Origin of the sequence: Candidatus Hamiltonella defensa 5AT (Acyrthosiphon pisum) (assembly GCF_000021705.1) — a bacterium.
GTDB classification, from domain to species: Bacteria; Pseudomonadota; Gammaproteobacteria; order Enterobacterales; family Enterobacteriaceae; genus Hamiltonella; species Hamiltonella defendens.
This window is the reverse complement of record NC_012751.1, coordinates 228,900-255,330: the sequence shown is the minus strand read 5'-3', so window position 1 is coordinate 255,330 and position 26,431 is coordinate 228,900. Positions and strand designations below refer to the sequence as shown.

Annotated in this window: 24 protein-coding genes and 1 pseudogene; 13 read left to right on the top strand and 12 right to left on the bottom strand. The window is 37.6% G+C overall.

Translation table 11 applies throughout. From position 1 onward, the window contains the following. Nucleotides 1-38: 38 nt before the first annotated feature. Both HDEF_RS01310 and HDEF_RS01305 read right to left on the bottom strand, forming a co-directional pair. Complete coding sequence (locus HDEF_RS01310; protein WP_234809479.1) at nt 39-425, bottom strand: transposase; 387 nt, start codon at nt 423-425, stop codon at nt 39-41. Nucleotides 426-460: 35 nt separating this feature from the next. Continuing rightward, nucleotides 461-826, bottom strand: a complete 366-nt coding sequence (locus HDEF_RS01305) for a transposase (RefSeq protein WP_012737981.1) — start codon at nt 824-826, stop codon at nt 461-463. A 224-nt stretch (nt 827-1,050) separates the two neighbouring features. Here HDEF_RS01305 and HDEF_RS13460 point away from each other — a divergent pair, with 224 nt between their 5' ends. The 9 genes and pseudogenes from HDEF_RS13460 to HDEF_RS01265 all read left to right on the top strand — a co-directional run bounded on the left by HDEF_RS13460 (nt 1,051) and on the right by HDEF_RS01265 (nt 8,824). Further along, entirely contained in the window at nt 1,051-1,173 is a 123-nt protein-coding gene (locus HDEF_RS13460) for a hypothetical protein (RefSeq protein ID WP_267892407.1), read from the top strand. A 711-nt stretch (nt 1,174-1,884) separates the two neighbouring features. Continuing rightward, nucleotides 1,885-2,505: a hypothetical protein gene (locus HDEF_RS01295; RefSeq protein WP_012737979.1), complete on the top strand. Its 621-nt coding sequence runs from the start codon at nt 1,885-1,887 to the stop codon at nt 2,503-2,505. A 160-nt stretch (nt 2,506-2,665) separates the two neighbouring features. After that, nucleotides 2,666-3,178 (top strand): hypothetical protein, encoded by a 513-nt coding sequence (locus HDEF_RS01290; protein WP_100103865.1) that lies wholly within the window; start codon nt 2,666-2,668, stop codon nt 3,176-3,178. Nucleotides 3,179-4,081: 903 nt separating this feature from the next. Further along, complete coding sequence (locus HDEF_RS01285) at nt 4,082-4,564, top strand: type II secretion system protein N (protein ID WP_425475043.1); 483 nt, start codon at nt 4,082-4,084, stop codon at nt 4,562-4,564. A gap of 68 nt (nt 4,565-4,632) precedes the next feature. Further along, on the top strand, nt 4,633-6,696 hold the full coding sequence (gene gspD / locus HDEF_RS01280) for a type II secretion system secretin GspD (RefSeq protein ID WP_012737974.1): 2,064 nt from the start codon (nt 4,633-4,635) through the stop codon (nt 6,694-6,696). Continuing rightward, nucleotides 6,693-6,902 carry a hypothetical protein gene (locus tag HDEF_RS13955; protein WP_012737973.1) on the top strand — a complete coding sequence of 70 codons (210 nt, stop codon included), beginning with the start codon at nt 6,693-6,695 and terminating at the stop codon, nt 6,900-6,902. The genes gspD and HDEF_RS13955 overlap by 4 nt, the downstream gene beginning before the upstream one ends. Then, a pseudogene (locus HDEF_RS01275) lies at nt 6,887-7,879 on the top strand (GspE/PulE family protein); the annotation flags it as partial. The gene HDEF_RS13955 and the pseudogene HDEF_RS01275, both read left to right, overlap by 16 nt. Before the next feature lie 122 nt (nt 7,880-8,001). Next, nucleotides 8,002-8,379 (top strand): IS630 transposase-related protein, encoded by a 378-nt coding sequence (locus HDEF_RS01270; protein ID WP_012737971.1) that lies wholly within the window; start codon nt 8,002-8,004, stop codon nt 8,377-8,379. Further along, nucleotides 8,291-8,824: an IS630 family transposase gene (locus HDEF_RS01265; protein WP_086934965.1), complete on the top strand. Its 534-nt coding sequence runs from the start codon at nt 8,291-8,293 to the stop codon at nt 8,822-8,824. Before HDEF_RS01270 ends, HDEF_RS01265 begins: the two co-directional genes overlap by 89 nt. Nucleotides 8,825-9,149: 325 nt before the next feature. Here the strand turns inward: HDEF_RS01265 and HDEF_RS01260 are convergent, their stop codons facing one another. The 5 genes from HDEF_RS01260 to lpxK all read right to left on the bottom strand — a co-directional run bounded on the left by HDEF_RS01260 (nt 9,150) and on the right by lpxK (nt 13,893). After that, nucleotides 9,150-10,670: a YifB family Mg chelatase-like AAA ATPase gene (locus HDEF_RS01260; protein ID WP_012737969.1), complete on the bottom strand. Its 1,521-nt coding sequence runs from the start codon at nt 10,668-10,670 to the stop codon at nt 9,150-9,152. A 346-nt stretch (nt 10,671-11,016) separates the two neighbouring features. Continuing rightward, nucleotides 11,017-11,763: a 3-deoxy-manno-octulosonate cytidylyltransferase gene (gene kdsB / locus HDEF_RS01255; protein WP_012737968.1), complete on the bottom strand. Its 747-nt coding sequence runs from the start codon at nt 11,761-11,763 to the stop codon at nt 11,017-11,019. Further along, entirely contained in the window at nt 11,763-11,942 is a 180-nt protein-coding gene (locus tag HDEF_RS01250) for a Trm112 family protein (protein WP_012737967.1), read from the bottom strand. Before HDEF_RS01250 ends, kdsB begins: the two co-directional genes overlap by 1 nt. Before the next feature lie 273 nt (nt 11,943-12,215). Continuing rightward, on the bottom strand, nt 12,216-12,425 hold the full coding sequence (locus HDEF_RS01245; protein WP_012737966.1) for a cold shock domain-containing protein: 210 nt from the start codon (nt 12,423-12,425) through the stop codon (nt 12,216-12,218). A 481-nt stretch (nt 12,426-12,906) separates the two neighbouring features. Then, nucleotides 12,907-13,893 carry a tetraacyldisaccharide 4'-kinase gene (gene lpxK, locus HDEF_RS01235; protein ID WP_012737964.1) on the bottom strand — a complete coding sequence of 329 codons (987 nt, stop codon included), beginning with the start codon at nt 13,891-13,893 and terminating at the stop codon, nt 12,907-12,909. 392 nt (nt 13,894-14,285) lie between these two features. On the opposite strand from lpxK, the gene paeA reads away from it, so the two are divergent. Continuing rightward, complete coding sequence (gene paeA / locus HDEF_RS01230; protein WP_012737963.1) at nt 14,286-15,563, top strand: polyamine export protein PaeA; 1,278 nt, start codon at nt 14,286-14,288, stop codon at nt 15,561-15,563. A gap of 102 nt (nt 15,564-15,665) precedes the next feature. Here paeA and HDEF_RS01225 read toward each other — a convergent pair whose 3' ends face one another. Together HDEF_RS01225 and HDEF_RS01220 are read right to left on the bottom strand one after the other, a co-directional pair. Then, a complete protein-coding gene (locus tag HDEF_RS01225; protein ID WP_012737961.1) occupies nt 15,666-17,219 on the bottom strand; it encodes a phosphoethanolamine transferase in 1,554 nt (517 codons plus the stop codon). A 17-nt stretch (nt 17,220-17,236) separates the two neighbouring features. After that, nucleotides 17,237-17,746 carry a diacylglycerol kinase gene (locus HDEF_RS01220; RefSeq protein WP_234809418.1) on the bottom strand — a complete coding sequence of 170 codons (510 nt, stop codon included), beginning with the start codon at nt 17,744-17,746 and terminating at the stop codon, nt 17,237-17,239. A gap of 68 nt (nt 17,747-17,814) precedes the next feature. Here HDEF_RS01220 and glmU point away from each other — a divergent pair, with 68 nt between their 5' ends. Together glmU and glmS are read left to right on the top strand one after the other, a co-directional pair. Beyond that, on the top strand, nt 17,815-19,182 hold the full coding sequence (gene glmU, locus HDEF_RS01215; protein ID WP_012737959.1) for a bifunctional UDP-N-acetylglucosamine diphosphorylase/glucosamine-1-phosphate N-acetyltransferase GlmU: 1,368 nt from the start codon (nt 17,815-17,817) through the stop codon (nt 19,180-19,182). Between the two features lie 14 nt (nt 19,183-19,196). Then, entirely contained in the window at nt 19,197-21,026 is a 1,830-nt protein-coding gene (gene glmS / locus HDEF_RS01210) for a glutamine--fructose-6-phosphate transaminase (isomerizing) (protein ID WP_012737958.1), read from the top strand. Nucleotides 21,027-21,199: 173 nt separating this feature from the next. Here the strand turns inward: glmS and ompA are convergent, their stop codons facing one another. The 3 genes from ompA to lptF all read right to left on the bottom strand — a co-directional run bounded on the left by ompA (nt 21,200) and on the right by lptF (nt 24,745). Continuing rightward, a complete protein-coding gene (gene ompA / locus HDEF_RS01205) occupies nt 21,200-22,297 on the bottom strand; it encodes a porin OmpA (RefSeq protein WP_012737957.1) in 1,098 nt (365 codons plus the stop codon). Nucleotides 22,298-22,547: 250 nt separating this feature from the next. Then, complete coding sequence (lptG, locus tag HDEF_RS01200) at nt 22,548-23,651, bottom strand: LPS export ABC transporter permease LptG (protein WP_012737956.1); 1,104 nt, start codon at nt 23,649-23,651, stop codon at nt 22,548-22,550. Next, complete coding sequence (lptF, locus tag HDEF_RS01195; RefSeq protein ID WP_012737955.1) at nt 23,651-24,745, bottom strand: LPS export ABC transporter permease LptF; 1,095 nt, start codon at nt 24,743-24,745, stop codon at nt 23,651-23,653. The genes lptG and lptF overlap by 1 nt, the downstream gene beginning before the upstream one ends. 177 nt (nt 24,746-24,922) lie before the next feature. Here lptF and pepA point away from each other — a divergent pair, with 177 nt between their 5' ends. Next, the gene (gene pepA, locus HDEF_RS01190; RefSeq protein ID WP_012737954.1) at nt 24,923-26,428 is read left to right on the top strand and encodes a leucyl aminopeptidase; all 1,506 of its coding nucleotides are present in this window, start codon (nt 24,923-24,925) and stop codon (nt 26,426-26,428) included. The last annotated feature ends 3 nt before the right edge of the window (nt 26,429-26,431 follow it).

Sequence of the window (26,431 nt, the reverse complement as noted above, 5' to 3'; positions counted from 1 at the left end):
TACCTTTGTGCGCGATATTCGATTGGGACATGGCAGTGTTAACAAAGTAAATTAAAGACCTTAAGACAAGCGATAGCGAAGAAAGAAAAGAAGGTGATATCGAGTTTATCAAAGCGTAAAGCGAGTCTTTTTTGTTCTTTTATGCTGAAGAAGAAACGTTCAATCGCAGAGCGTGTTTTGTATTTTTCTTTATCATTAGGTTGAATGCCGGTGCAAACAGCCCCTTTTCGTCGGGGTATCACAGGGCTCTTTCCACTATCCCGGATTAATTTTCTGACATCAAAAAAGTCAACTCCCTTATCAGCGATGATGTAGCTCACCTTCCTCCCATTTCCCTTTATCCACAGCTCAGTAAAGGCTTTCATATCGGAGCGCTGTCCTTCAGATAGACAGGCACTCCGGAGAAAGCGGCCTGAAAGACCCACGTGAATTTGAGTGCTCACGCCTTTTCGGCCGCGCCCTATCGATTGAGGTCCCTTTTTTTAAGGCTTCCTGAGCCGTGTCGGTGGATGGCGACCGTCGTACTGTCTACCCATGTACAGTCCATTTTGATTTTCTTTTTTTGTTGTAAACGATAAAGCAAGTTCCAGAACAAGCCATTTTCACTCCATCTTTTAAAGCGCATATAAATCGTATGCCAATGACCGTATAAATCAGGTACATCACGCCAAGGGATACCCGTTCTCAATACGTACAAAACAGCTGAAAAAAACTGATAATGACTGATGCTTGCAGGTCTACCTGGACGTTTATCATATTTTATAATATGAGGTTCGATTATTTTTATAAAATCACACTCTTTGAGCGGATAGTGCCTGTTTTTCATTTCTTTATCCCCCTAAAAAACAGAGAATATCTTAACATTAACTTTGTTAACAGTGCCATATGCAAGAAGTCCAGGTATGGCGTGGGCCTGGCTATCGTGATGAACATGCCACATGTGATTACCGGCGCGTATAACTCGAACTCTTATGAATATGTTGACTACATTCAGCGGCGCCCTCTGCAAAAAAATATCAATTATAACTGGATGAATGTGTGGTGTATGTAATGCAAAACCTTAAAAATTTTCAACGTTATCACCCTGAATCCTCTGACAAAAAAGCGCTAGAAAGCGCTATGGGGGTCATTTTTCTTATTTCAGAAGACGCTCAGGACTGGTATGAGTGCTAAAAAACTTTTCAGCCAAAGACGATGGAAATCGAGTATGAATCCGATGGTGTCATATGCTCAATGGGTTACGATATCAGTGGCTTTTGTCCCGAAGGATGCAGCGTAGCAGAAGTGTCCGAATGGCTTGGTTTTTCATTAAATTGAATGAAATCACCCATCAGTCAAAGTTCAATGCTTAGACTATTTAAACTCTCCCTCCCCCTATCTTAACTCTTTAAGACAGCTTATTCAGGTATTACCTGATGTTTTGATGGTCTTTATTTTGGAAGAATAAAACATCAGAGATTTTTGATATTTATTTTTGTTAGAGAGATGCCATATATTAATAACAAAAAAATAAATTAAACAAAATATATACAAATAATGCTTCTAAAAATCTGAATATAAAAAATATTTAGGGGCTTAATTTATAATTATTCATTTTTTAAATAATATTTGGGGAAATAAAAATGTCAGTCGATCGTCTATGTATATCTCATCAAGAGAACATCGGTTTTTATACGTCAAATAACGCATGTGGCATGTGCCTCATCAAAAATAGCCAGTGAACTCGTTTCAGTCAAAAATAAAAATCCATCTCTGGATGACATCCAGGCTGAAAAACAGACAAAACCGGCATTAAACATCTCTCAGGAGCTTAAAAAGCTAATAGACTCGCCTAAATTGTGGGAAGAAATAAAGTGAATTGGGTCTTCGCTCAGTAAAGAAAAAATGGAAAATATTCAAAATGAATTTCAAAACGCAATAAAGACAGAACAATTTGACGACAAGACAATACAGGATTTATACAAAAGAACGAATAAAATGTTCAAAGAAGATTCAATCTTACGCTCATATTTTCCCGGGTATTTGAAGCAAAAAACAAACCCGCTCATGGATGCTTTAGAGAATTTAAAAACATTAGTAACCCCTACAAAAGATTCGATTGTTGACAAAATGATTCTCGGAACTTTTTGTATATTCAACGTGGTGGCTGGTCAATCTTCAGGAATGACAACCTCATCAACTGAAGGGGGTGCATTGGAAGGATTGGTAGGGGCCGTAACTACTATGAGTTTTAACGGAATTCCAGAGCATGACGCCCATGCTCAAGAAAATAAAGTTCAAGATGAAAGAAAATATGCATATAAGGATACGGAGCGGGGGAATAAAAGCATAAAGCGTGAGGGTTTAAGAAAGGAAAGAGACGAAAATTTGAAGATTTTTAATGATTCTTGTGAACAGCAACGTCAAAATACAACAAACAAAAGAAAGCAAAAAGAATTCAATAGCGCCATAGAAGCAAGGGGAACGACTAACACACCTGAACAAATCACTGTGAATCGTCAATAATTCTATACCTGCGGATAACTCCGTTAGTGACATTATAGGTGATAATAACGATTCCCACACTCAAGCAAACACGTCTAGTGTTACAACAGAAAAAGCAGATAACGCGGTAATAAAAAACAAAAATGTAACAAAAACTTTTTCTAACACACCCTCAACTTCGTTGACAAACAACATCTACAACCCAGAACCAAAAGATCAACTACATTTTGACAGTGAAAATATGGCTGTTTGGGAATCTGCTTCTCCTTCTCCAGGACAATGGTTTACAGGTCTTGTAGAAACTCAGACAGGTGCAATAAAAATCGTTCCTGTGAATATTTTTGGTGGTCAAAATGGAAAATTGAATGAATTGACTCTCAATAATACCGGAGCTAACTCAATAAATCGATATGCATCAGGTGTGCCAGGAGAACGCAATGGAAAATCGATAGAGCCCAGTTGGTTATCACATCGAAATGGGAGTACTCCACACACAGCCATAGCTTTTAAATATGGTTTTAATCAAGAATCTTGTTTGGGTTTTTCATTAATTAAAACAACTAAAAATGGAGAATTTGCCCAAATAAAATTTTCTTCAACTAGTTTAAATTCTAAACCTGATGGAGAAGTTAAACATAGTTTTTCCCGGGCTACTGCTTCTGATTCAAAGGGTTTTCCCCAGACAGCGTTATAATGCCGACAAAATGGCGAGAGGCTTTAATCACAGCTTTAAGGAGTGGAGATATGTCTATTCGTCATTTAGCTGTTTCTTATGATTAATTTTTAATTAACTAATTAATTTTAAAATCAAACAGACTAAATAAAATTTATAAAACCTTTTTATTTGTATTATCAAAAGATAGTATTATTCGAAATTAAATTTTAAACCTGTTGTTTAATAAAAAAACGCGGGTTTAAGCACTTTTTGTGGGTGTGTTTTTTAGTATTACCTAGTGTAAAAATTGAATAGAGGATGTAATATAGCTTCTATAATTGTCTAAAGACCAGAAGATTTTTTATTAACAGAGGAGTATCTTTCAGAAATTCGTGCTTTTTAACGCTATGCGAAATTCATTTTTTGTAAAAAATGAATTTGTCAAAAACAAATATTATCGCAAACCAAAACCTGAACAACCATGTTTACAATGTCGCGTTGGAGGGAAGTGTGAAAGAAGAAAAAATTTCTTACTTGCTGTTACTTGATTAATCGTTGATGAAATTTATTTTTGATGCCAATTTCAAGCAAAATAACAGGTCATAATAAAACTTAAATGATTGTTAAATAATACTTAAAATATCGTCTTTCATCCGATTTTATTGTCTTTTATTGCTTGTTTTTTAACCTAAAAATTTATTATTCGTTTGTTTTTTAAATAATTTTTATTTAAAATATTGCCTAGAAATTATTATTAATATAATTTTGATTTAATGATGCTTTTTTATCTTTCAATATTTTTAATATTTAAAATACTTAAAGAATAAAAAGAATATTAAAAGTGATAGCTTTCATTTTATTTTTTAGTTCATTGAATATAAAAAATATTTTTATGGTGTTTTTTAAACAAAAGATATGCGATATCAATATTTTTTTAAAAATGTGATCTCTAAAAACAATTTGATCATTTTTATCCATTTTCTTCTTTGGAGCCTGGTTGTATGGAAAACCACTTCTTTATGTTTGTTTTTTCTCTCCCCTAGTGAAAACATTCCTATCATAGACTCTCCTTCTGAGCCTGTTTTATCTCGATCTTTACCGCAAATCGATATCAATCTTATTTTCAAACAAAACTGGTTTGGTGATCCAGATCGTAAAATTCAACAAAACAGATTGCCTAAAACACAAAGTCCCTTTATTTTACGTGGCACAGCTCCTGCTGCTTCTGAAAATAAAAGCGTTGCAGTCATCGAAAACAATGGCATACAAAAAATTTACGTCCCTGGTGAAACAATTGATGGTAGTCATATTATTTTACTCAAAGTTTTATCTAAAAAAATTGTGCTTGAAAATAACGGGGTGCAAGAAAGTTTATCTTTAAGAGATGATCACGAAAAAATTTTAAATCAAAACCTGATTGAATAAAATTTTTCTGAATATGAATATCTCTGATATTAAGATTGCATTGATATAAAAACATAAAAAGGAACGTTATGTTTTGGTCTGATATATTACGCCTTCACATTTTTCGACATAGAATTTTTTCTTTTGTAAAAAAGATAAATTATCCTTATTTTTTCCCATTGATTTTATTATTATTTTTTTTGTTCTTTCCCTCCATCTTATTAGCCGATCATTTTTCGGCCAACTTTCAAGATACCGATTTGCGCGCTTTTATTGATACTGTTGGAGTTAACCTAAATAAAACGATGATCATGGGGCCTCATATTCAAGGTCGGGTGAGCATTAGAAGCACAGATACTTTATCGACAGAGCAATACTATCAACTTTTTCTCAATGTGTTAGAAGCACAAGGCTATGCCGCCATTCCAGTTGATGGCGGCGCGCTCAAAATTGTCAGAAGCATGCATGTTAAAACGGAGCCCATTCCTGTCATAACTCACCAAAAAAATCCTTATTTCGGTGACGAAATGATGACACAGGTGATGAGCCTTCAAAATATTTCAGCACGTGAATTGACACCTGTATTGCGTCAGCTGATAGATCGAGGGGAATCAGGAAATATCATCAGCCATGGTCCGTCGAATATTCTTATTCTCTCAGGAAGGGCGGCTGTTATTAAGCGTTTGTTTTCTATTATTGAGCTTATAGATTCGAATGCAGATAAATTCAATGAAGTCATCCCATTAAAAAATGCGTCTGCAACGGAAATGGTTAGGGTCATCAATGCTTTAAATAAAAATGCCCCCCAAAATGATTTGTCTATATCAAAATACACAGTGGTAGCCGATAAACGGACTAACAGCGTTATTATCCATGCTGAACCTAAAATGCGCCAAAAAATCAAAAAATTAATACAGGAACTGGATTCAGAAACTCAGCAAAGCGGCTACAGTCAGGTGTTTTACCTTAAATACAGTCAAGCCGAAGATTTAGTTGACATCATTGAAAAAGTGAGCAACACCTTAAAAGGGAAACAAAACGAGCAGGGTCAAGATCAAAATAGAATGTCTGTTTCGATTGCCGCCAGTAAAAAAACAAATGCGCTCGTGGTCACAGCATCTCAAGATGTGATGCAATCTATACGAAGCATCATTGAACAGTTGGATATACGTCGTGCTCAAGTACATGTTGAGGCACTGATTGTTGAAGTTGCAGAAATCAGTGATATTAATTTCGGAGTACAGTGGCAAGCGAACAACAGCTTGATTCAATTTAATAATGGCCATCAAATTCCATTAGGAGCGTTAACTTTGGCCCGACGGCATGCGGAGTCAAAAACAGGGAATACCTTGAATCAAAACGAAACGTTCCTACCTTCCCAAGTGTCTAGTGATATCTCATTGCTGAGCAAACTGCTCTCGGGTTTCAGTGGTGCTAAGGTCGGTATTATTAAAGGAGATTGGCAAGCACTGGTTCAAGCGGTGAAAAACGATTCCAGTGTGAATGTACTTTCCACTCCAAGTATTACCACTTTAGATAATCAAGAAGCCTCGTTTATGGTAGGTGAAGATGTCCCTGTACTCACGGGCTCGGCGGCAAACGCGAATAACACGAATCCCTTTAATACTGTCGAACGAAGAAAAATTGGTGTGATGTTAAAAGTCACCCCTCAAATCAACGAAGGGAACACCGTACAGTTGCTGATAGAGCAAGAAGTATCAAAAATTCAGGGGGAAACCAAGCTTGATATCAAATTTGCGGAACGTAAACTCAAAACCACTGTATTGGCTGATGATGGTCAATTAATTGTATTGGGGGGGCTTCTCGATGAAGAGAGCGGGGAAAGTGTATCTAAAGTACCTGTACTAGGAGACATTCCGATCTTGGGGCATCTTTTTAAATCCACTGTTAATAAAAAAACAAAACGTAATTTGATGATATTTATCCGCCCTACCATTTTACGAGATGGGCTCTCTGCTGACGGCATTTCACAACGAAAATATCATTATATGCGAGCTGAGCAACTGTATAAAAATCACCCAGGATTGAGTTTAATGCCCCGCACAAAGCAGCCACTGCTTCCTGCTGATGGAAAAGAATCTGAATATCCAGCAGAAATTCGCGCTCTACTAGCTATAACTAAAAAATCATGATCTCATTAAGATCAGAAAAAACCGGGATAACTCGCCTCCCTTTCAGTTATGCCCGCCGTTTTTCAGTGATTGTAGAGACGGATACTGCCGATGTGCCTACGCTTTACTACGTTCCGCCCTTGCAAAAAAATATTTTTTTAGAAGTACGAAGGGTCACAGGCATAAAACTCATGCCTTATCAGCAAACGATTTTAAACAGAGATTGAGCACTGCCTATCAACGGGATTCAATAGAAGCGCGTCAGTTGATGGAAAATATCAGCAGTGAGAGTGACTTGTATGTCTTGGCTGAAGAATTACCTATCACTGAAGATTTATTAGAGAGTGAAGATGATGCGCCCATCATTAAATTGATCAATGCCATGTTCGTAGAAGCGATTAAAGAAGTGGCCTCTGATATTCATATCGAAACCTTTGAAAACGCCTTGCTCATTCGTTTTCGGATTGACGGCATATTGCGTGAAATACTTCGATTAAAGCGTCAATTAGCGGCCTTACTCGTCTCACGTATCAAGGTCATGGCAAAATTAGATATTGCAGAAAAGCGGATCCCTCAGGATGGTCGAATCACTTTACTCATTGGGGGGCGTTCGGTGGATGTTCGCGTTTCTATCATGCCTTCCGCTCATGGAGAGCGCGTCGTTTTGCGCCTTTTAGATAAACATCAGGGGATCCTCAATTTAAATGATTTAGGGATGTCATCTGATTTAATTTCAACATTTCGAAAACAGCTATTTAAGCCTCACGGGATCTTGCTGGTCACGGGTCCTACAGGATCTGGGAAAACCACCACTTTATATTCAGGCTTACAGGAATTAAATCGCACTGAGCGTAACATCTTAACGGTAGAGGATCCCATTGAGTATGTCATTGAAGGCGTAGGGCAAACACAGGTGAATTCTAAAATAGAGATGACTTTTGCTCGTGGGTTGCGAGCCATTTTGCGCCAGGATCCGGATGTGGTGATGATAGGAGAGATTCGTGATCTGGAAACAGCTCAAATTGCGGTACAAGGTTCGCTGACAGGGCATCTCGTATTATCAACCTTGCATACCAATACCGCGGTAGGCGCTGTGACACGCTTAAAAGATATGGGAATTGAGCCCTTTTTGATCTCTTCAAGCCTGGTAGGGGTTTTGGCACAACGTTTGGTTCGTACGCTTTGTCCAGATTGTTCTCGAGCAGAACTTTTTTCTAATCCACAATTAGATTTTTCATCTCATCCTGTGCCGGCATCGACTCCCTTATATAGCTAAGCGATTTAATTTTAGTTACAATATAAAGAACTAATTAGCATGAGGTCACTATGAGTTATTCAGTGGATTTTCGTCAAAAAGTCTTGAGTATTCGAGAGAAAGAAGGACTGAGCATCAGAGCAACGGCGAAGCGTTTTCACGTAGGTACAGATACTCTCAGGCGTTGGCTCAAGCGAATAGAACCGAAACCCTCGGGTCCGCGTCGAGGCAAGATGGATAAAGAGGCGTTTATCAAAGATGTGGCAGAGTATCCAGATAGCTATCAACGGGAACGGGCGGCCCGTTTCGGGGTGTGCCCCAAAGCCATCTGGCAAGCATTGAAAAGATGGGGTCTGACCTATAAAAAAAACTCTGCGTCATCCCAAGGCAAACGAAGAGGCACGACAGGGGTTCCAGGAAAAAATCGCGGGGTATCAAAAGCAGGGTAAATCTCTGGTTTATCTCGATGAGAGCGGCTTTGCTCACGATATGCCCCGCCTCTACGGATACGCTACACGAGGTCAACGCTGTTTTGGGACTCACGATTGGCAGGCTAAGGGCCGCACTAACGTCATTGGTGCCTTATTAGGGGTCACTCTCATCGCGGTGGGCCTCTTTAACTGCTCCATTAACAGCGATGTTTTTTATGCCTGGGTCACTCAGCTGCTCCTACCCGCTCTTCCTCATCCGTGCGTGATGATGATGGATAACGCTTCTTTCCACAAGCGAAAAGATATTCAACACGCCATTCTCAACGCCGGTCATTCTATTGAATATTTGCCTCCTTATTCGCCCGAGTTCAACCCTATTGAGCACACATGGGCTCAAGCTAAAAGAAAAAGAAGAGAACTTCAATGCGACATCAATACCTTGTTTTCAGAACATATTATGTAACTATTCTTATGTCGTTTAGCTATATTAAGGTAGTAGAGAATCAAAAAAGTAAATAAATATATATGAAGTTGAATGAAATGTATTTTTTGTGAAGATGGAGAAAGATAGTCAATCAAAAGAAAACGCCCCATAGATGTGATACCCCAGTGTCTCTGTTCGACTCTGGCGCACGCCCTGAGTCTTCGAAACCTAAAAGAAATCAGGGGCCCCCGTATTTCAGTTGAGCATTCGACTGAGCACCGTTGGGTGCTGTTCATTGGACAAGGTCTTTCGACAACATGTCTTATTTTACACACTCCAGGTTTTGCAATAAATTGGTTCTTTTTTAATTCAAAGTTTTATTTAATTTTAAAAATAATCTATCTATGCAACGGTAACTTAGCGCTTCAGCAAGGTGATCCTTCTTAATATTTTCTTGTTCAGCTAAATCCGCAAGTGTTCGAGCTACTTTCAAAATGCGATGCCAAGCACGTACGGAAAGACCTAATTTTAACAACACTTGTTCTAAAAATTGAGCATCCTTAGTGCTTATATGACAAAATTTAGCCACTTCTTTATTATTGAGATGAGCGTTGATTTTTTTTGTTCTATTTAATTGGCGTTCACGAGCTTTCAGAACACGCGTTCTAATAGTACTGCTGCTTTCACCCTGATTTTCTTGCATTTGTAATAAACCAGGAGGTAATAAAGGAACTTCAATAGATAGATCAAACCTATCAAGGAAAGGACCAGAAAGTTTTGAAAGATATCGTAAAATTTGTTGTGGGGTTGTTCGATGATGAATACCTTTATAATGCCCACTTGGGCTTGGGTTCATGGCCGCAATCAACTGTACCCTTGCAGGAAAACGAATCTTGGCCATGGCGCGAGAAATGATAATCTCCCCAGATTCTAGTGGTTCTCTTAATGAATCTAGTACCCTGCGTTCAAATTCTGGTAATTCATATAAAAATAATACGCCATTATGAGCTAAAGATATTTCGCCTGGACGAGGTAAAGATCCCCCGCCCACTAAAGCAGCAATCGAGGCACTATGGTGAGGGGATCGAAAAGGACGCTTACGCCATTGAGTCGGATATTTTTCAATATTTAATAAACTGTTTACAGCAGCGGTTTCCAATGCTTCCTCGTTTGTTAATGCAGGTAGTATGCCAATCAATCTGCTAGCCAGCATCGTTTTGCCAGTACCAGGTGGGCCAATTAGTAATAAATTATGCCCCCCAGCTGCAGCCACTTCGAGAGCTCGTTTTGACTGCTGTTGACCAATCACATCTTGAAGATCAGCATACGTATCTGTTAGATCAGTTTCATTATTTACAACAGAAAGTAAATTTTCTTCTCCACTTAAAAACCCACACACCTCTAGCAAGTGTTTGGCAATCATAACCTCCCCTTCAGGGATTAACGTCATTTCTAGAGAATTAGCTGAAGGTAATATCAGCTTCCGATTTGCTTTAGAGCATGCAAGAGCCGCTGGAATTGTGCTATTAATAGGTCGTAATGCACCAGATAAAGCTAATTCACCTAAAAATTCATAATGAACTGATTTGTGACCACTCACTTGTTCTGAGGCTATTAATATGGCTAAAGCTATAGGTAAATCGTAACGCCCACCTTCTTTTGGTAGATCTGCAGGTCCTAGACTCACCGTAATACGCTTAGCTGGAAACATAAAACCACTGTTCAAAATCGCACTCCGTACGCGATCTCTCGCTTCTTTTACCGCGGTTTCAGGTAAGCCCACCAGGGTAAAACAAGGCAATCCATTACTGATATGCGCTTCAACCGCAACTGCAGGAGACTGTACCCCCAGACTCGCTCGAGTGTTGATTACTGCCAGTGCCATATGTCTCTTCCTCTATTTGTGTGCACTATATGATATGAATTTTTTTTAACTACTCATAAATTCAAAATTTGAGATAAAGATCACAAAATATTTATTTTTTCAGTAAACGAGTTCAATTAGTTAATGAATTACATTTTCTAGTAAAACAAAATCAGGGTGTTGATTTAGGAGTGATCAAGATGAAATGATAAATTAAAGAGTATCTATTAAGAGATAAACATTTATGCAAAACCATATAACACTGTTAATAAAGTTATTTTATTTAACTCATTAAAATAAAAGTTATTCTTAATGAAACGATGAGGGCATTTTATATTGCCATAGATCAGATAATCGAACGATGCCGTTAATAATCAGGAAGAATTTTTCGAATTTTTTCTAAATCTTCTGGGCTGTCTATACCTTGAGGGGGAATCTTTTTGACTATATCGACGTGGATCTTTTCACCATGCCATAAAACACGTAATTGCTCCAATTTCTCTATTTCCTCTAATGGACTTTTCCCCCAATTAATATAACGGCGAACAAAATCAACTCGATAAGCATATATACCAATATGGCGCAACGCCGTCCTGTTTTTTTCCTCAGTCATAAGCCCATCACGTTTCCATGGAATGGGTGCTCGAGAAAAATATAAAGCATGACCCAAGGCATTCACCACTACTTTCACAACATTAGGATTCATTAAATCTACTTTATTCGTAATAGGCGCAGCCAAAGTGGCCATACCCAAGCAGGTGTTGGCAAGGTTTTTTGCAACCTGATCAATAATAATAGGGGGAATCATAGGCTCATCGCCCTGTACATTAACGATAATATCAGTATCACTGAATCTATATTTTTCAATGACTTCAGCTAAACGTTCTGTTCCTGATGAATGCTCAGAGCTTGTGAAGCAAGCTTCCCCACCTGCTGATTTAATGACTTGTAAAATTTCTATATGATCAGTCGCCACAATCACACGATCAGCTCCTGCCTCTCTTGCTCGCTCCATCACATGGAGCACCATGGGTTTACCCTGAATATCAATTAAAGGTTTCCCAGGCAAACGAGTTGATCCATAGCGCGCAGGAATAACAATCACAAAAGACATTATTTTTTCTCAAGTGACGATAAATCTCGAGCATGGCTTTCTAATAAAACGGGGATCCCATTACTTATGGGGTAAGCAAGTTCATCGGTCTGACAGATCAGTTCGAGATTTTTTTTGTCAAAATGCAATTTACCATTGCAAATGGGGCAAGCAATAATTTCGAGTAAATGATGATCCATCTATATATCCTCAAAAATTTTAATATTTATTTGATCTAAAATTGAGCATAAAATAGCACAACTCATTCAATGAAACTGTCATTTTTTATCGTAAAAATAAAAAAATGAGCGACTAGATTTATATAGACGCTCATTTCTTAAATCACTTAATAAAGTTTTAAAAGGTGTTTAAAACTATTTTTAATGTTTACTGATATTGTAGAAATTTTTCTAAAAAATATCGTGTTGTAGTTTTATTTGCTTATTTTTTCGAGTGTATCCCTCATAAAAATTTTAAAAAGCAATAACATCTTCTGCAGAAGGTCCATGAAAACTAACACGATAAGAGAACTCTACATCTTGTCCCGCAATCAATGATTTATCTTTGATGTTAGCAATGGCCGCTTTATGAACATAAATATCCAATCCACCATCTTCCGGTGAAATAAAACCATAACCTGCTATTTTATCAAACCATTTCACCTTACCTTTTTTTAAAGTCATAATAAAAACTTCCTTTTTACTGGGCATCTCACAAATCATTTTTATTCATTGCTTCGATGCAAAATCGATCAAAATGTTCCGATTAAATTTATTTAAGCCTATCAAATCGGACATAAAAGTAGGCTCTGAAATATTCATTTTTTATTTACAGAATAACACTCTGCTAGTTATGTTTTGTTACTCTCTTTTTTATATTTATTTTTTAATACCGAATTTAAAATATAAAGTTATTAAACAAGTTTCAAAAAAATACGATGTGAAAAATGCATTAATAAAAGTCAGCAGAAATAGAAAAGAAAGAGGTTATTGAATATTTATCTTTATAGCGGCATGTAATGATAACTGCTCTGAAAAACTGCTCTACTCTTTACTTTGTTTTACTTTGCTTAAAAGAAAAAATGAATAAAATAACTTACGCAACAGAGTAATCGACATTTACTCATAAAACCCAATTTTTTTCAACTGATTTTTATTATCTTTACTAACAAATTCGATGACATAACGCCTCAATCGAAGCCAGTAACTTTTGAGATTGCACGAATGGAAAATCTGCACTGACAGGAAGATACCACCAATTGGGCTGAGCAAAAGCCTTACACTTGACGGCATCCTTCTCTGTCATGCATAAAGATTGTGTTTTTTTGGCTAAAGGCAAAAGTGTTGATAGGGTGTAATGTTGATGATCGGAAAATATTTGTGTTTTTATGATATTGACACCTAATTGAGCCAGCATCATAAAAAAGCGGTCTGGATGTCCAATCCCGGCCATAGCAATCACTGAAATCAGTTCTTCAACAGGTTTTTTTTCTCCAGTCACGAGGTTAACCGCTTGGCTTGGTCTTAATTGCATTAAGATCTCTTCTTTTTGAGCCTCTCCCCCATTGATAATGATGGCATCCACTGAATGTAATCTGGTTATATTTTCTCTCATAGGACCCGCCGGCAACAAACAAGCATTCCCAAAACGGCGAATTCCATCGATAACCACTAACTCAAAATCACGTTTGAGCGCATAGTGCTGCAAACCATCGTCTGCTATCAATAAATCTAATGGATGTTTTTTGAGTAAAGCTCTGATAGCCTCTTTACGTTTAGGGGCAACTGCAACAGGCACCCCTGTACGTTGAAAAATGACTACTGGTTCGTCACCTGCTTCCTCAGGTTGAGTATGATGAGAAAGTATTAATGGATACTTACCTGATTTTCCAGAATATCCTCGCGAAACAACACCGACCTGAAGCCCTCTCTTTTTGAGTTGTTCGACCAGCCAAATGACAATAGGTGTTTTGCCGTTTCCACCTACAGTTAAATTTCCTACCACCACGATAGGAATAGGTGAACGCCAAGCTACACGTAAACCAGAACGATAGCTGAGGCGAATTAACCAGGTGATCAAACCATATAACCAAGAGAAAGGGAGTAACAATAAATAAAGCCGAGAATGCCCAAACCAAATGCGGTCAATCACGATCTCTCTCCAAACTGAAAACGACTAAGTTTAATATAACCGGGTTATTGAACCAATAGAGCTTACTATGCTTTATCATAAAACCAGATTGAATTAAGATAATTCCCAAAGGTTAAGTTTGAGCTACTAAAAATCAATAAATTTAAAATCCTGAAACAGAATACCGCCCTGATTTTAATTTTTTGACAAATTTTAAAAATTCACCCCAGTGGATGATTGTGTTAAAAATAACGGAGATGATATTCGTATCAGGACTTAATCAAGCCTCATATATTTTAAATAAATACAACATGTAATAGTCGATACAGGATTGATACTCAGTTTTTAGCAAGTTCCTGGTATGTTATAAAAAAATTCATCTATTCATGCGATTTTTTGAAAACAGGTCCATTATGTTCAACAGCCTATTAATCATAATATTTTTGATTGCTATCAGTGCTTTTTTTTCTTTATCCGAAATTTCTCTCGCCGCTTCCCGTAAAATAAAATTAAAAGTCATGGCCGATGAAGGCGATAAAAGAGCTTTACGCGTTTTAAAATTACAGGAAACACCCGGAGTTTTTTTTACTGTGGTCCAAATCGGCCTAAATGCTGTGGCCATTCTCGGGGGTATTTTAGGGGACGCTGCTTTTTCTCCCTTCATAAAAAGCATCTTCATGCTTTTTATGAGATCAGAATGGGCTGATACATTAAGTTTTATTTGCTCCTTTTCATTAATCACCAGTCTTTTTATTTTATTCGCTGATCTTGCGCCAAAACGTATTGCGATGGTCTCCCCTGAAAAAGTGGCCGTGCGCATTGTACCTCTGATGTGCTTCTTTTTAATCCTGTTCCGGCCGTTAATTTGGTTTTTTAATGGTATGGCTAATATTATTTTTAAGTTTTTAAAATTACCTACGGTGCGTAATGATGACATCACGTCTGACGACATTTACGCGGTGGTCGAAGCCGGTGCTTTAGCAGGTCTATTGCGTAAAGAAGAACATGAATTGATTGAAAATGTCTTTGAACTGGAATCGCGCACCGTGCCTTCTTCTATGACCACCCGTGAAAATATCATTTATTTTGATTTGCAGGAAAGTGAGCAGAGCATCAAAGAAAAAATTTCGGTTCATCCCCACTCCAAGTTTTTGGTCTGTGATGGCAATATCGATCAGGTCGTAGGATATGTGTCTTCCAAAGATTTACTTAATCGTGTACTAGGGAATCAAACGTTGTTACTGAATGGAGGTATACAAATTCGGTCGGTGCTTATGTTGCCTGATACACAGACGCTTTCTGAAGCTCTTGATCGCTTTAAATCGGCCGGTGAAGATTTTGCGATCATTTTGAATGAGTATGCGCTGGTGGTCGGCATGATTACCCTCAACGATGTGATGACCACTTTAATGGGCGGATTAGTAGGTCATGGTCAAGAAGAACAAATTGTAGAACGCGATGAAAATTCCTGGTTAATTGAAGGAAGCACGCCGATTGAAGATGTCATGCGGGTTCTTGATATCGAAGAATTTCCTGAATCTGTCAACTACGAAACCGTGGCGGGATTTATGATGTATATGTTGCGAAAAATTCCCAAAAGAACGGATTTTATTCAATACAAAGGCTATAAATTTGAGGTGGTAGATATTGATAATTACAAGATTGATCAATTATTGGTCACAAAAACATAAATCATAAAAAAATGGAAATCTGTGCTGATTAAAGCAGCGGAAACATAATATCTTAAATTTCCGCGTAAATTTTTCTGTTCTTTTTTTATACTGAGGTTTTATTTATCCCGGATCTGAAGGTAAATCTTTTATATCGACTGTTTTTTGATTCCATAACATCACCGATGTTTGATTTTTACACACTGTATTAGATAAAAAATGACAATTTTCAGGAATTTTTTCTGTTTTTATACCCGTCCATTCTGAAAATAAACTTAAAAAACTAAAAGCAGATCGGTGAGCAGTGATTTCTGTTCTTTGAGTCGCATCGGAAGAAATAATAAACATCGGTACTTCAAAGTTTTGTTTATATTTATTGCTATGGTGAAGTTGAGAATCCAGATTATTTTGCATTTTCAGTGCTAATCCATGATCAGAAAAATACATCATGGACCATTTATCTTTTTTTTCATTTGCAATTTTTGTTATTTTTTTAAGTACCGTATCAGTGTTTTTAATGGTTTGAATATAACAGGATAAATCTTTAGAACGGAAATAAACATCAAATTGGTCCTGTGTTCTTTTACAAACAGGGGGATGAGATCCCATAAGATGCACGATGATTAATTTAGGCTTAGAATCTTCATTATTTAAAGCAGACTCAATGAATGGCAATAACTTTTCATCACTACCAGAATAATTAACAGACCAGCTCCCTGACTTTAAAAATTGCCGAACCTGTGCTTTTCTCGCAAAATTAGCCATCGCCGTATCATCTGTTCCACGGGAACCTTGATTAGAAAACCAATAAGTTTTAAAACCGGCTTTATTTGCTAAAGAGATAATATTATTATGAAGCTGTAATTCATCATTTTCACGCAACGCCAGTGTGTTCATTAAAGACATTTGTGTACTGGATGCCGCAGAAAGATAATTTTTAAAAAAAATCCCCTGAGCTTGATCAGAAAAAGGCGTATTTTTAATTTGAAAGCCATAAGTATGCATAAAATCTTTTCTAACACTTTCACCAATCACAAGAATATAATTTGAATAATCGGGGTTTGAAGACACATTGCCCCAGGTATCGTTATTAAGAACAGAAATGGTTTTTCTATGGTCTTTCTTGAATTTTTCAATACTTCGATAAAAGTCAATCATAAATTTTATTGGCGGCAATCCTGTTTTATATAAATGAAAACCTTCACCCGAAAACATGCTTTTAATTGGCCCATGCAAGCAAGTTGCTATAGCAAAAATAAAAAGCCATTTTTTCCCTTTTAAAGGCAATATAATGTCTTTTTTTATTAATAAAATACCAGCTAAAATTAATATCAATAAACTTGATAAATAATAAAAAACAGGAATAGAGAATAAAAATTCTTTTGCTTCTAAGTAATTCGTAGAAAAAACAGATAAAACTGTATTATAAGAAGGAGATCCAAAAATTTGACCAATAGGAAAATAAAGTGAACCTAATACAGAAAGAAAAACGATAAAGAGAATATAAATATATTTCAGAGTATCTTTTAATAAAATAAGAATACTAAACAAGGCTAAAGCATAAATTATTTTGAATATGTAATCGAAAGAGTAATTGACCATAATACAAAACAAAAATAAAAACAAACAATATAAAAATTTCTCATTTAAAACATGATATTTTATTTTTTTTAACATTTTTCATTTTTACCAAATTAAAAAAGAATAATAAACCAAATAAAACATGCAAGTAATATAGAAACAAAAACTGCAGAAGCAGAAATATCTTTTGCCTCACCAGATAATATATTTTTCTCAGTCCCTATAAGATTAACCACCTTTTCGATAGCAGTGTTAATAATTTCAATAATTAAAATAAAAACTATCGATCCTATCATTAATATTTTTTCTACTTTACTGACATTAATAAAAAAAGTGATTAAAATAGAAAAAAATAAAATAAAACACTCCTGACGGAAAGCAACTTCGTTTTTGTAAACAATTTTCAAACCATTCAGAGCAAATTGAGTTGACTTAAAAAGTTTTTTTATACTAAATATTTTTTTCAAAGTTTTTTCCAAAATTGATTTGATTTTAAATACCATTAAAAAAATAACCTTTTTTAAAAATAAAAACAACGATAAAAACACAAATTTTAAAAAATAAGTTTTTGATTTTTTTAAATTAAAATTTTTTTTATTTTTTAGTGATATCATTGTTTGCATTAAGTGAGACTGACATATGGTTTCGTAAGCAGTCAATTAACTTTTAATCAGATGCAGGTAGGCTTTTTATGTCAAAAAAAGTAATGAGTGTCGTGATCCTGGCAGCAGGCAAGGGCACACGTATGTGTTCGAACCTTCCTAAAGTATTACATCTTTTGGCAGGAAAACCCATGGTCCAGCATGTGATCAATACAGCGAATCAATTAGATTGCACCCGAATTCACCTTGTTTATGGGCATGGGGGCGCATTACTCAAAGAAAAACTTAATAATGAAAAATTAAACTGGATCTTACAGGAAGAACAGTGGGGTACAGGGCATGCCTTACAAAAAGCGATCCCCTATTTTTCCGAGGATGAAAATATCCTCGTGCTTTATGGTGATGTGCCTTTGATAGAAGTTGACACCTTAAACCGATTGTTGTTGGCAAAACCTCATGGAGGAATCAGTTTATTGACCGCCAGGGTGGATAATCCCAGAGGTTATGGTCGAATTATCAGAAAAAACGATGATATCTCTGGGATCGTTGAATGCAAAGAGGCCACTGAAATTCAAAAAAAAATTAATGAAATCAATACAGGCATTATGGCGATTAACTCGTCTGATCTCAAAAAATGGCTGAAGCAATTAAAAAATGATAACCACCAAAACGAATTTTATCTGACCGATATCATCAAGATGGCCTATCAAGAAAATAGAAAAATAATTGGCATTCAGCCTGCCCATTTAAATGAAATTGAAGGCATTAATGACGGCCTTCAACTTGCCAGGCTTGAACGACTGTTTCAAAAACAACAGGCAGAAAAACTGCTTTTATCAGGCGTGAGGATATTAGATCCTGCCCGTTTTGATTTGAGAGGCCAATTAATTTGTGGCAGTGATGTGGTGATTGATACTAATGTCATTATCGAAGGCGAAGTCACACTCGGTGATCGAGTACAAATTAGAACAGGCTGTTTATTAAAAAATTGCCGGATTGGCGATGATTCTCAGATCAACGCTTATACAGTGATAGAAGGGTCTTTTTTAGATAAAAATTGCGTGGTGGGGCCATTTGCCCGCTTGCGTCCAGGGAGTGAATTATCCGAGAAAGTCCATGTGGGCAATTTTGTAGAAATAAAAAAATCGTCTTTAGGTCAAGGTTCAAAAGCGGGTCATTTGTCTTATTTAGGAGATGCTGAAATTGGATCTGGGGTTAACATTGGGGCTGGCACTATCACCTGCAATTATGATGGTGTGAATAAGCATAAAACTCAGATTGGTGATTATGTTTTTGTAGGATCACATACGCAATTTATCGCGCCTGTGACCGTGGGTGATCATGCCACCATTGGGGCGGGTACAACGGTCACCCTGAATGTGCCTGAAAATGAACTGGGGCTCAGTCGGGTCAAACAAAAAAATATTCAGGGTTGGAAACGCCCTAAAAAAACTTAAACAGGAATTTTAGAATGTGTGGAATTGTAGGTGCAGTCGCACAGCGTAATATAGCGAAAATACTCATAGAAGGTTTAAGGCGCCTGGAATACCGCGGCTATGACTCAGCAGGTTTGGTGGTGCTAGATGCTGATGGGCAAATGACCTGTTTGCGTGAGGTAGGCAAAGTTAAAGCGCTATCTGATGCAGCTGAAAAAAAAATATTACAGGGGCAAACAGGCATTGCTCATACACGTTGGGCGACTCATGGTGAACCTTCAAAAGTCAATGCCCATCCTCAAATTTCTCAAAACATCTGTGTTGTTCATAACGGTATTATCGAAAATTATCATCCGTTGCGTGAGTTATTGATCCGCCAAGGGTATTTATTTGCGTCTGAAACCGACACAGAAGTGATCGCGCATTTGGTTCATTCGGAACAGCAACAGGGCGGATCTTTACTACAGGTCGTTCAACGAGTCATTCCCCACCTGATGGGATCCTATGGCGCGGTGATTATGGACAGTCATGATTTGAATCTTTTGATAGCGGTTCGTTCAGGTAGCCCTATGGTGATTGGTTTAGGTGAAAATGAAAATTTTGTGGCTTCTGACCAATTGGCGCTTTTGCCTGTAACTCGTCGTTTTATTTTTTTAGAAGAAGGGGATATTGCTCAAATAAGGCGTTCTGATGTAGAGATTTTTAATCAAAAGGGAGAAAAAATTCAACGCCCGATCTGGGTGTCTGAATCAAAATATGATGCAGGGGATAAAGGCATTTATCGCCATTATATGCAAAAAGAAATTTATGAGCAGCCGATGGTGATCAAAAATACCTTACAAGGGCGCTTACTTCATGGAAGGATCGATTTATCTGAATTAGGTACCAGAGCCAAAGGCATTTTGGCTCAAGTAGAACACATTCAAATTATTGGCTGTGGCACTTCTTATCATTCAGGTCTGGTGGCTCGTTATTGGTTTGAATCCTTGGCAGGGATCGCTTGTGATGTCGAAATTGCCTCAGAGTTTCGTTATCGTAGATCGGTGGTTCGTTCAAATAGTTTATTGATTAGCCTCTCTCAGTCAGGTGAAACGGCAGACACCCTAGCGGCATTACGTTTATCTCAATCGTTGGGTTACTTAGGTTCTTTAGCGATCTGCAATGTAGAAGGATCATCTTTAGTCAGAGAATCTGATTTTGCATTAATGACAAAGGCGGGGACTGAAATCGGGGTGGCTTCAACCAAAGCCTTCACGACTCAACTTACGGTATTATTGATGTTACTCGCTTACATTAGACGTTTAAAAAACCAGCCTGAAGCATTAGAACATCAGATTGTAAAAGCACTACAGATTTTACCGGCTCGAATTGAGCAAATATTTTCATTGACTAAAGATATTGAAACTTTAGCGGGCGATTTTTCTGATAAAAATCATGCTTTATATCTTGGGCGGGGAGATTTGTATCCTATTTCTATGGAAGGCGCATTAAAGCTCAAAGAAATCTCATATATTCATGCCGAAGCCCATGCGGCAGGGGAATTAAAACATGGTCCACTGGCACTGATTGATTCAGAGATACCCATTGTTATCCTGGGGCCTAGTAATGGATTGTTAGAAAAATTAAAATCAAACATTGAAGAAGTGCGAGCCAGAGGCGGAAGACTGTATGTCTTTTGTGATAAACAGGGAGAGTTTGTTGCAAATCAAAGAATGAAATTGATTGTTTTGCCTAAAATAGAAGAGATCATAGCACCTATTGTTTACAGCGTACCTCTACAAATATTGTCGTATTATGTGGCTTTAATAAAAGGAAGAAATATTGATCAACCTAGAAATTTAGCAAAATCAGTGACGGTAGAGTAAATTCAGGCGGATTATTTCATTTGATATAACCTGTGATTTGCAGTTTTTTAGTACTTTTCAACATGTTCGGAAATAGTAGATCATGAAAATAAATGGCATGTAGAATTAAGTTGAGTCAAAAAAAACCCTACAAATGTCTTGTAGGGTTTCTCTTTTAATAACACGTATTTATTTCAATAATTGAAAACGCTTTCGGCTGGTTGTGTAATAACGACCTTATTGCCTGTTACTTTTACATCTACACGGCGATCAGGAGCTAAACAGTTGACTAACTCTAGACGTTTTTTAACCTCATTGCATTTAGAACCCGTTACAGGGTTAGATTTTCCTAAACCTTTTATGACAAAAGGTGTATCTGAAGAAATACCCTTGGAGATAAGATAATCAGCGACCGATTGCGCGCGTTTTTGAGAAAGTAGTTGATTATATTTATCCCCACCAATTCGATCACTAAAGCCTAATACAGTCACCGAACCTTCTTGAGGATTGACATTGGCCAATTTAGAATAAAGTTTATTTAACTCTTCCCCCCCTTCTTTTTTTAAGGTCCATTGATTAAAACCGAATAACACGTCAGACTTCAATTCAAAATGTTGGGTTTGAGCAACGGGCTCCAGATCGATTTTTGTTACTGGCTCCGGAAGTATTTCTGGGGGCTTTTCTTGATTGAAACGATAAGAAACGCCTATGCTGAGCATTCCATTATTGGGGGCAGCACCAATACTATCAAAATTCCCAATTTTTCTTGTCCATTGATAATCAAAACGGGTTGCCCAGTTTTCAGTGAGTGCATATTCAAGGCCCACAGCCGCAAATGGGGAAACGCCTGTATCATTTTCACTCAAACGTTTCGCTTCCGGAGAAGTATACCCTTTAGTTTTTGCTTTCCATACCACGCCTCCGAGACGTGTGTATATATCTAAATCTTCAGCAATGGGATAGTTCAATTTCGCCCCAATTTGTACACCATAAGCCTTGAATGCGCCATTTTTAGTGTCTCCTTTGTAAGGCATACGACCAAACCAGTCTGAGCCTAATTCAAATCCTAAATATTGATTAGCTTGGTAGCCTAGAAAAGCACCTGCTCCTATCTGGTTTTTATGAGTAGGGCCATCACCGATACCGATGTAATCATTTTTCATACCTGTACTCGCATAACGAGACCAACCTAATTTGCTCCCTAAATACCAAGTATCATCTTTAGGAGCCGCTTGTACTAATGTAGTCAAGCCTGAGAATGCTACTGCCACTGCTATAGTTGTTTTTTTCATTTTTTACGCCTCATTATCAGAAACAAACCAAATAAACTTTAAAAGCTATTGAAGCTTTTGGTCAACTTCTCTTATTTTCTTTTCAAGGTGTGACTTTTTACCCTCGGTTAAGTTTTCACTTAATGTAACATTTGAAGTTCAAAAAAAACCTTAGTGTATTTAAGTTTACAACTTAAGAAGAAACTTACAAGCCTGATCTGTTTGTTGTTTAGTCACTTTGAAAGTAAAAATTAAAACGGCGGTAGTTCGATCACCTTTGGGGATTAAAATGAAAGAGGGTTATATTCGGTTTTAAGAGTAAATACAGGCTGATAGAGAAGAAAAGAACACTCGGTAACGCGGCACCCAGTATCGGGGAAAATTGATAGAGAAGACTCAGAGGCCCAAAAATTTTATCCAAAAGATAAAAAACAAAACCAAAACAAATACCTGTCACGATGCGCAGACCAGTTGCTGTGCTACGCAGCGGGCCAAAAATAAAAGATAAAGACAGTAGAATCATAACAGTGATAGAAAAAGGTGAAAAAATTTTCTGCCACATTTTTAATTCGTAACGATCTGAGTCCTGGCCTACCTGTTTTAAATATTTGACATAATCATATAGCCCCATGATCGACAATGAATCGGGATCCATGGCAACGATCCCCAATTTATAAGGTGTTAAGCTCGTTTCCCATTTTTCGCTCAATGTTTGTGATCCTTGAATTTTTTTTGTATCACTGAGATTGGATTCATCTATCTGAGAAAGTTGCCACGCGCCTTTTTCAAAAATTGCCGTCGCCGCATAGCGTATTGATATAAGACGATCATGTGCATCAAAATGATAAATATGCACCCCTGATAATTCATGATGGTTGATGACTTGATTAATATAAATAAAATCTGATTTATCTTTGGCCCATATCCCCGATTGAGTGGAAATAACAGATCCACCATAGATCATTTTTGTTCGGTAATGACTCGCTGTTTGATCAGCTAAAGGAGCAAGCCATTCACCGATGATGATACTGAGTAAAAAGAGAATAATCGCTGTTTTCATGACAGATAAAACAATTTGCATATGACTAAAACCAGAGGCCTGTACCACCACTAATTCGCTGCGGGTTGCTAAAGCGCCCAATCCTAAAATGCCTCCTATTAGAGCTGCCATCGGAAAAAATATCATTATATCGTTGGGAACAGACAGTAACGTGTAAATCGCTGCGGCAAATACAGAATAATTCCCTTCGCCCACTTTTCTGAGCTGTTCAATAAATTTGATGATACCTGACAAAGATACCAGCATAAATAAAGTCATTATGATCGTATTTAAAATACTTCGCCCAATATAACGATCCAATATACCGAAAAACATCAGAGAGTCTCCCTTGATTTTGTATACAGCCTACGTAAAGTTGAGCTGTCCCATATGTTCAATATGATGGCCAATATTGTGTAAAGACCATTGACAAGCCATAACCAAATTAAAGGATCCAACCTGTTATTACCGGCATTAGAGCGTAACGTGCTTTGTAATAAGAAAAAGATCAAATACAGCAACATGGCTGGTAACATACTCAATACCCGGCCTTGACGAGGATTCACTTGACTAAGAGGAACCGCCATAAAAGCCATTATCACAACGGAAACAATTAATGTGAGCCGCCAGTGAAGCTCTGCTCGGGTATCGGGATCGTTGGCTTCCCAAAGTGAGCTCATTGACATTTGTTGAGCAGTATTGCTGTTTTTTGTGACTGATTTACGGCTTATAACCGCCTGATAATGATTAAAATAAGTAATTCGAAAATCACCTAAAGGCGGAATCCCCTCGTAGTTCATTCCATGATTGAGTGTCAGTAATTGAATACCTGGTGCCGGCGCCGATATATAACCACTATTGGCAACGACAACAGTGGGTCTTTGAGTGTGATTGGATTCGCGTTGTGCGAGAAATATTTTATGAAATTTTTTATTCTGAATATCCTGGATAAATAAAACGATTTTTCCATCCGGTGATGATTGGAATTGTCCCTTCACTAAGGCGGATAAACCTGGATTGACACGTTCTTCATTGATAATTTTTTTTTCATGTTTTACAGACCAGGGAGAAAAGTAAAAAACGTTGATGGTAGCAAACAAGGACGTTAGAGCAGCCAAAACCAGAGCCACTTTAATTAATCGTGTTTTACCCACGCCACAGGCATACATAGCGATAATTTCGCTTTCGTTGTAAAGCTTGCCGTAAGTCATCAATAAGGCAAAAAACAGACTTAATGGCAATATCAATTCGGCCATTTTAGCGAAGCCTAGCCCTAACAAAGAGAAAATCAAATGGGCTGGAATATCATGATTTATTATATCGTCTAATATGGTGACCAATTTTTGGCTAAAAAAAATGAAGGATAAAATGAATAAAATCGCCACTTGGGTTTTGAGAATTTCTTTGATGAGATATTTAGTGATGACCACGCTTCTGCACCTGTGAAAATTTGTTTTTTACAAAGAAAGTCGTTAGTTTCTTTATAAATCTGCGTTTTTGTTTTAATTTACCCCCTATGGTAACGCTATTTAGAAACTAAAATGAGCTTTTTTTTCAAAAAAAGCACAGAAGCGAATGAATAAAATTTTAATCATTAAGGATAATATATGGAGTTCAAAGTCAACAGTGAATGTTCAGAAAAACAATCATCTGATTGTATCGTCATCGGCATTTTTGAATCCGGGGAGTTTTCTCCCTCTGCAGAAAAGGTGAATAAAATCAGCCATGGCTATCTTAAAGGTTTGCCACAAAATGCAGATTTACAGGGGAAAGCAGAACAAGCGTTATTATTGCATCATGTTCCTCATGTCGCAGCAGAGCGTGTTCTTTTAATCGGTTGTGGTAAAGAAGAAGAACTCGACGAACGCCGTTATAAAAAGTTGATAAAAAAAATGGTCAATACGTTAAAAGAGACAGGGGCTAAAAATGTGTTCTGTTATCTGCCAGAATTAAAAGTAAAAGGGAAAGACATTGATTGGAAAATTCGCTCTGCCATAGAAGTCATTCAAGATGCCCTTTACTGTTTCGATCATTATAAAAGTACAAAAACACTTCATGCGTTAAATCAAATCACATTCATTGTCACAGCCACTCAAACCAAAGCCGCTCAAACGGCCATTCAAGAAGGTATTGCGTTGGCCGTCGGTATCAACGAAGCCAAAAATCTGGCCAATACGCCGCCTAATATTTGCAATCCAGCCTATTTAAATGCTTCGGCGAGGAAATGGGCGGAAAAATTCAAAAACGTCCGTGTTTCTGTGGTGAATGAAGATGAAATGAAAAAGCTGGGGATGAATGCTTATCTTGCCGTGGGCCAAGGTTCAAAAAACGAGTCTTTGATGTCCATCATTGAATATAAAAGCGGCAAAATTCCTGCTGGCACGAAACCTATCGTGCTGGTGGGGAAAGGCATGACGTTTGATTCAGGCGGAATTTCAATCAAGCCCTCCCAGAACATGGATGAAATGAAATACGACATGTGTGGCGCAGCCACTGTGTTCGGGGTGATGAATGTCGTGGCTGAACTGAATTTGCCTCTTTATGTGATAGGTGTTTTGGCAGGGGCTGAAAACATGCCAGGGGGAAATGCCTATCGCCCAGGAGATATATTAACCACCCTGTCAGGCCAAACCGTTGAAGTGCTCAATACTGATGCAGAAGGCCGCCTGGTGTTGTGTGATGCCTTAACCTATGTGGAACGTTTTGATCCAGAACTGGTGATTGACATTGCGACCTTAACCGGAGCCTGTGTGGTGGCCTTAGGGCATCATATGAGCGGTTTGATGTCTAACCATGCGCCCTTGGCTGAGGATCTGCTGCACGCGTCTGAACAATCCGGCGATCTGGCGTGGCGCTTACCTTTAGGTGAAGAATATCAAGAGCAGCTCGATTCCAACTTTGCAGATATGGCTAATATCGGGGGTCGAACTGCCGGCGCCATTACTGCCGGTTGCTTCTTGTCTCGTTTTACTCATCAATACCATTGGGCCCATCTTGATATCGCAGGCACCGCCTGGCGTACAGGTAAAGAAAAGGGGGCAACGGGTCGCCCTGTGGCTTTATTGTCTCAATTTTTATTAAATAAAGCTTTGGCTCAAAAACAAGGAGCTTAAAAC

Coding starts and splice junctions, on each gene's coding strand:
- lptG (WP_012737956.1), bottom strand. CDS start 23,651: ATGTTTTTCGGTATATTGGATCGTTATATTGGGCGAAGTATTTTAAAT.
- HDEF_RS13460 (WP_267892407.1), top strand. CDS start 1,051: ATGCAAAACCTTAAAAATTTTCAACGTTATCACCCTGAATCCTCTGAC.
- HDEF_RS01295 (WP_012737979.1), top strand. CDS start 1,885: ATGGAAAATATTCAAAATGAATTTCAAAACGCAATAAAGACAGAACAA.
- glmU (WP_012737959.1), top strand. CDS start 17,815: ATGTCAAAAAAAGTAATGAGTGTCGTGATCCTGGCAGCAGGCAAGGGC.
- HDEF_RS01245 (WP_012737966.1), bottom strand. CDS start 12,425: ATGACTTTAAAAAAAGGTAAGGTGAAATGGTTTGATAAAATAGCAGGT.
- gspD (WP_012737974.1), top strand. CDS start 4,633: ATGTTTTGGTCTGATATATTACGCCTTCACATTTTTCGACATAGAATT.
- pepA (WP_012737954.1), top strand. CDS start 24,923: ATGGAGTTCAAAGTCAACAGTGAATGTTCAGAAAAACAATCATCTGAT.
- HDEF_RS01260 (WP_012737969.1), bottom strand. CDS start 10,670: ATGGCACTGGCAGTAATCAACACTCGAGCGAGTCTGGGGGTACAGTCT.
- HDEF_RS01250 (WP_012737967.1), bottom strand. CDS start 11,942: ATGGATCATCATTTACTCGAAATTATTGCTTGCCCCATTTGCAATGGT.
- HDEF_RS01220 (WP_234809418.1), bottom strand. CDS start 17,746: ATGCAAACAATGATATCACTAAAAAATAAAAAAAATTTTAATTTAAAA.
- HDEF_RS01225 (WP_012737961.1), bottom strand. CDS start 17,219: ATGTTAAAAAAAATAAAATATCATGTTTTAAATGAGAAATTTTTATAT.
- HDEF_RS13955 (WP_012737973.1), top strand. CDS start 6,693: ATGATCTCATTAAGATCAGAAAAAACCGGGATAACTCGCCTCCCTTTC.
- kdsB (WP_012737968.1), bottom strand. CDS start 11,763: ATGTCTTTTGTGATTGTTATTCCTGCGCGCTATGGATCAACTCGTTTG.
- HDEF_RS01305 (WP_012737981.1), bottom strand. CDS start 826: ATGAAAAACAGGCACTATCCGCTCAAAGAGTGTGATTTTATAAAAATA.
- ompA (WP_012737957.1), bottom strand. CDS start 22,297: ATGAAAAAAACAACTATAGCAGTGGCAGTAGCATTCTCAGGCTTGACT.
- paeA (WP_012737963.1), top strand. CDS start 14,286: ATGTTCAACAGCCTATTAATCATAATATTTTTGATTGCTATCAGTGCT.
- glmS (WP_012737958.1), top strand. CDS start 19,197: ATGTGTGGAATTGTAGGTGCAGTCGCACAGCGTAATATAGCGAAAATA.
- HDEF_RS01270 (WP_012737971.1), top strand. CDS start 8,002: ATGAGTTATTCAGTGGATTTTCGTCAAAAAGTCTTGAGTATTCGAGAG.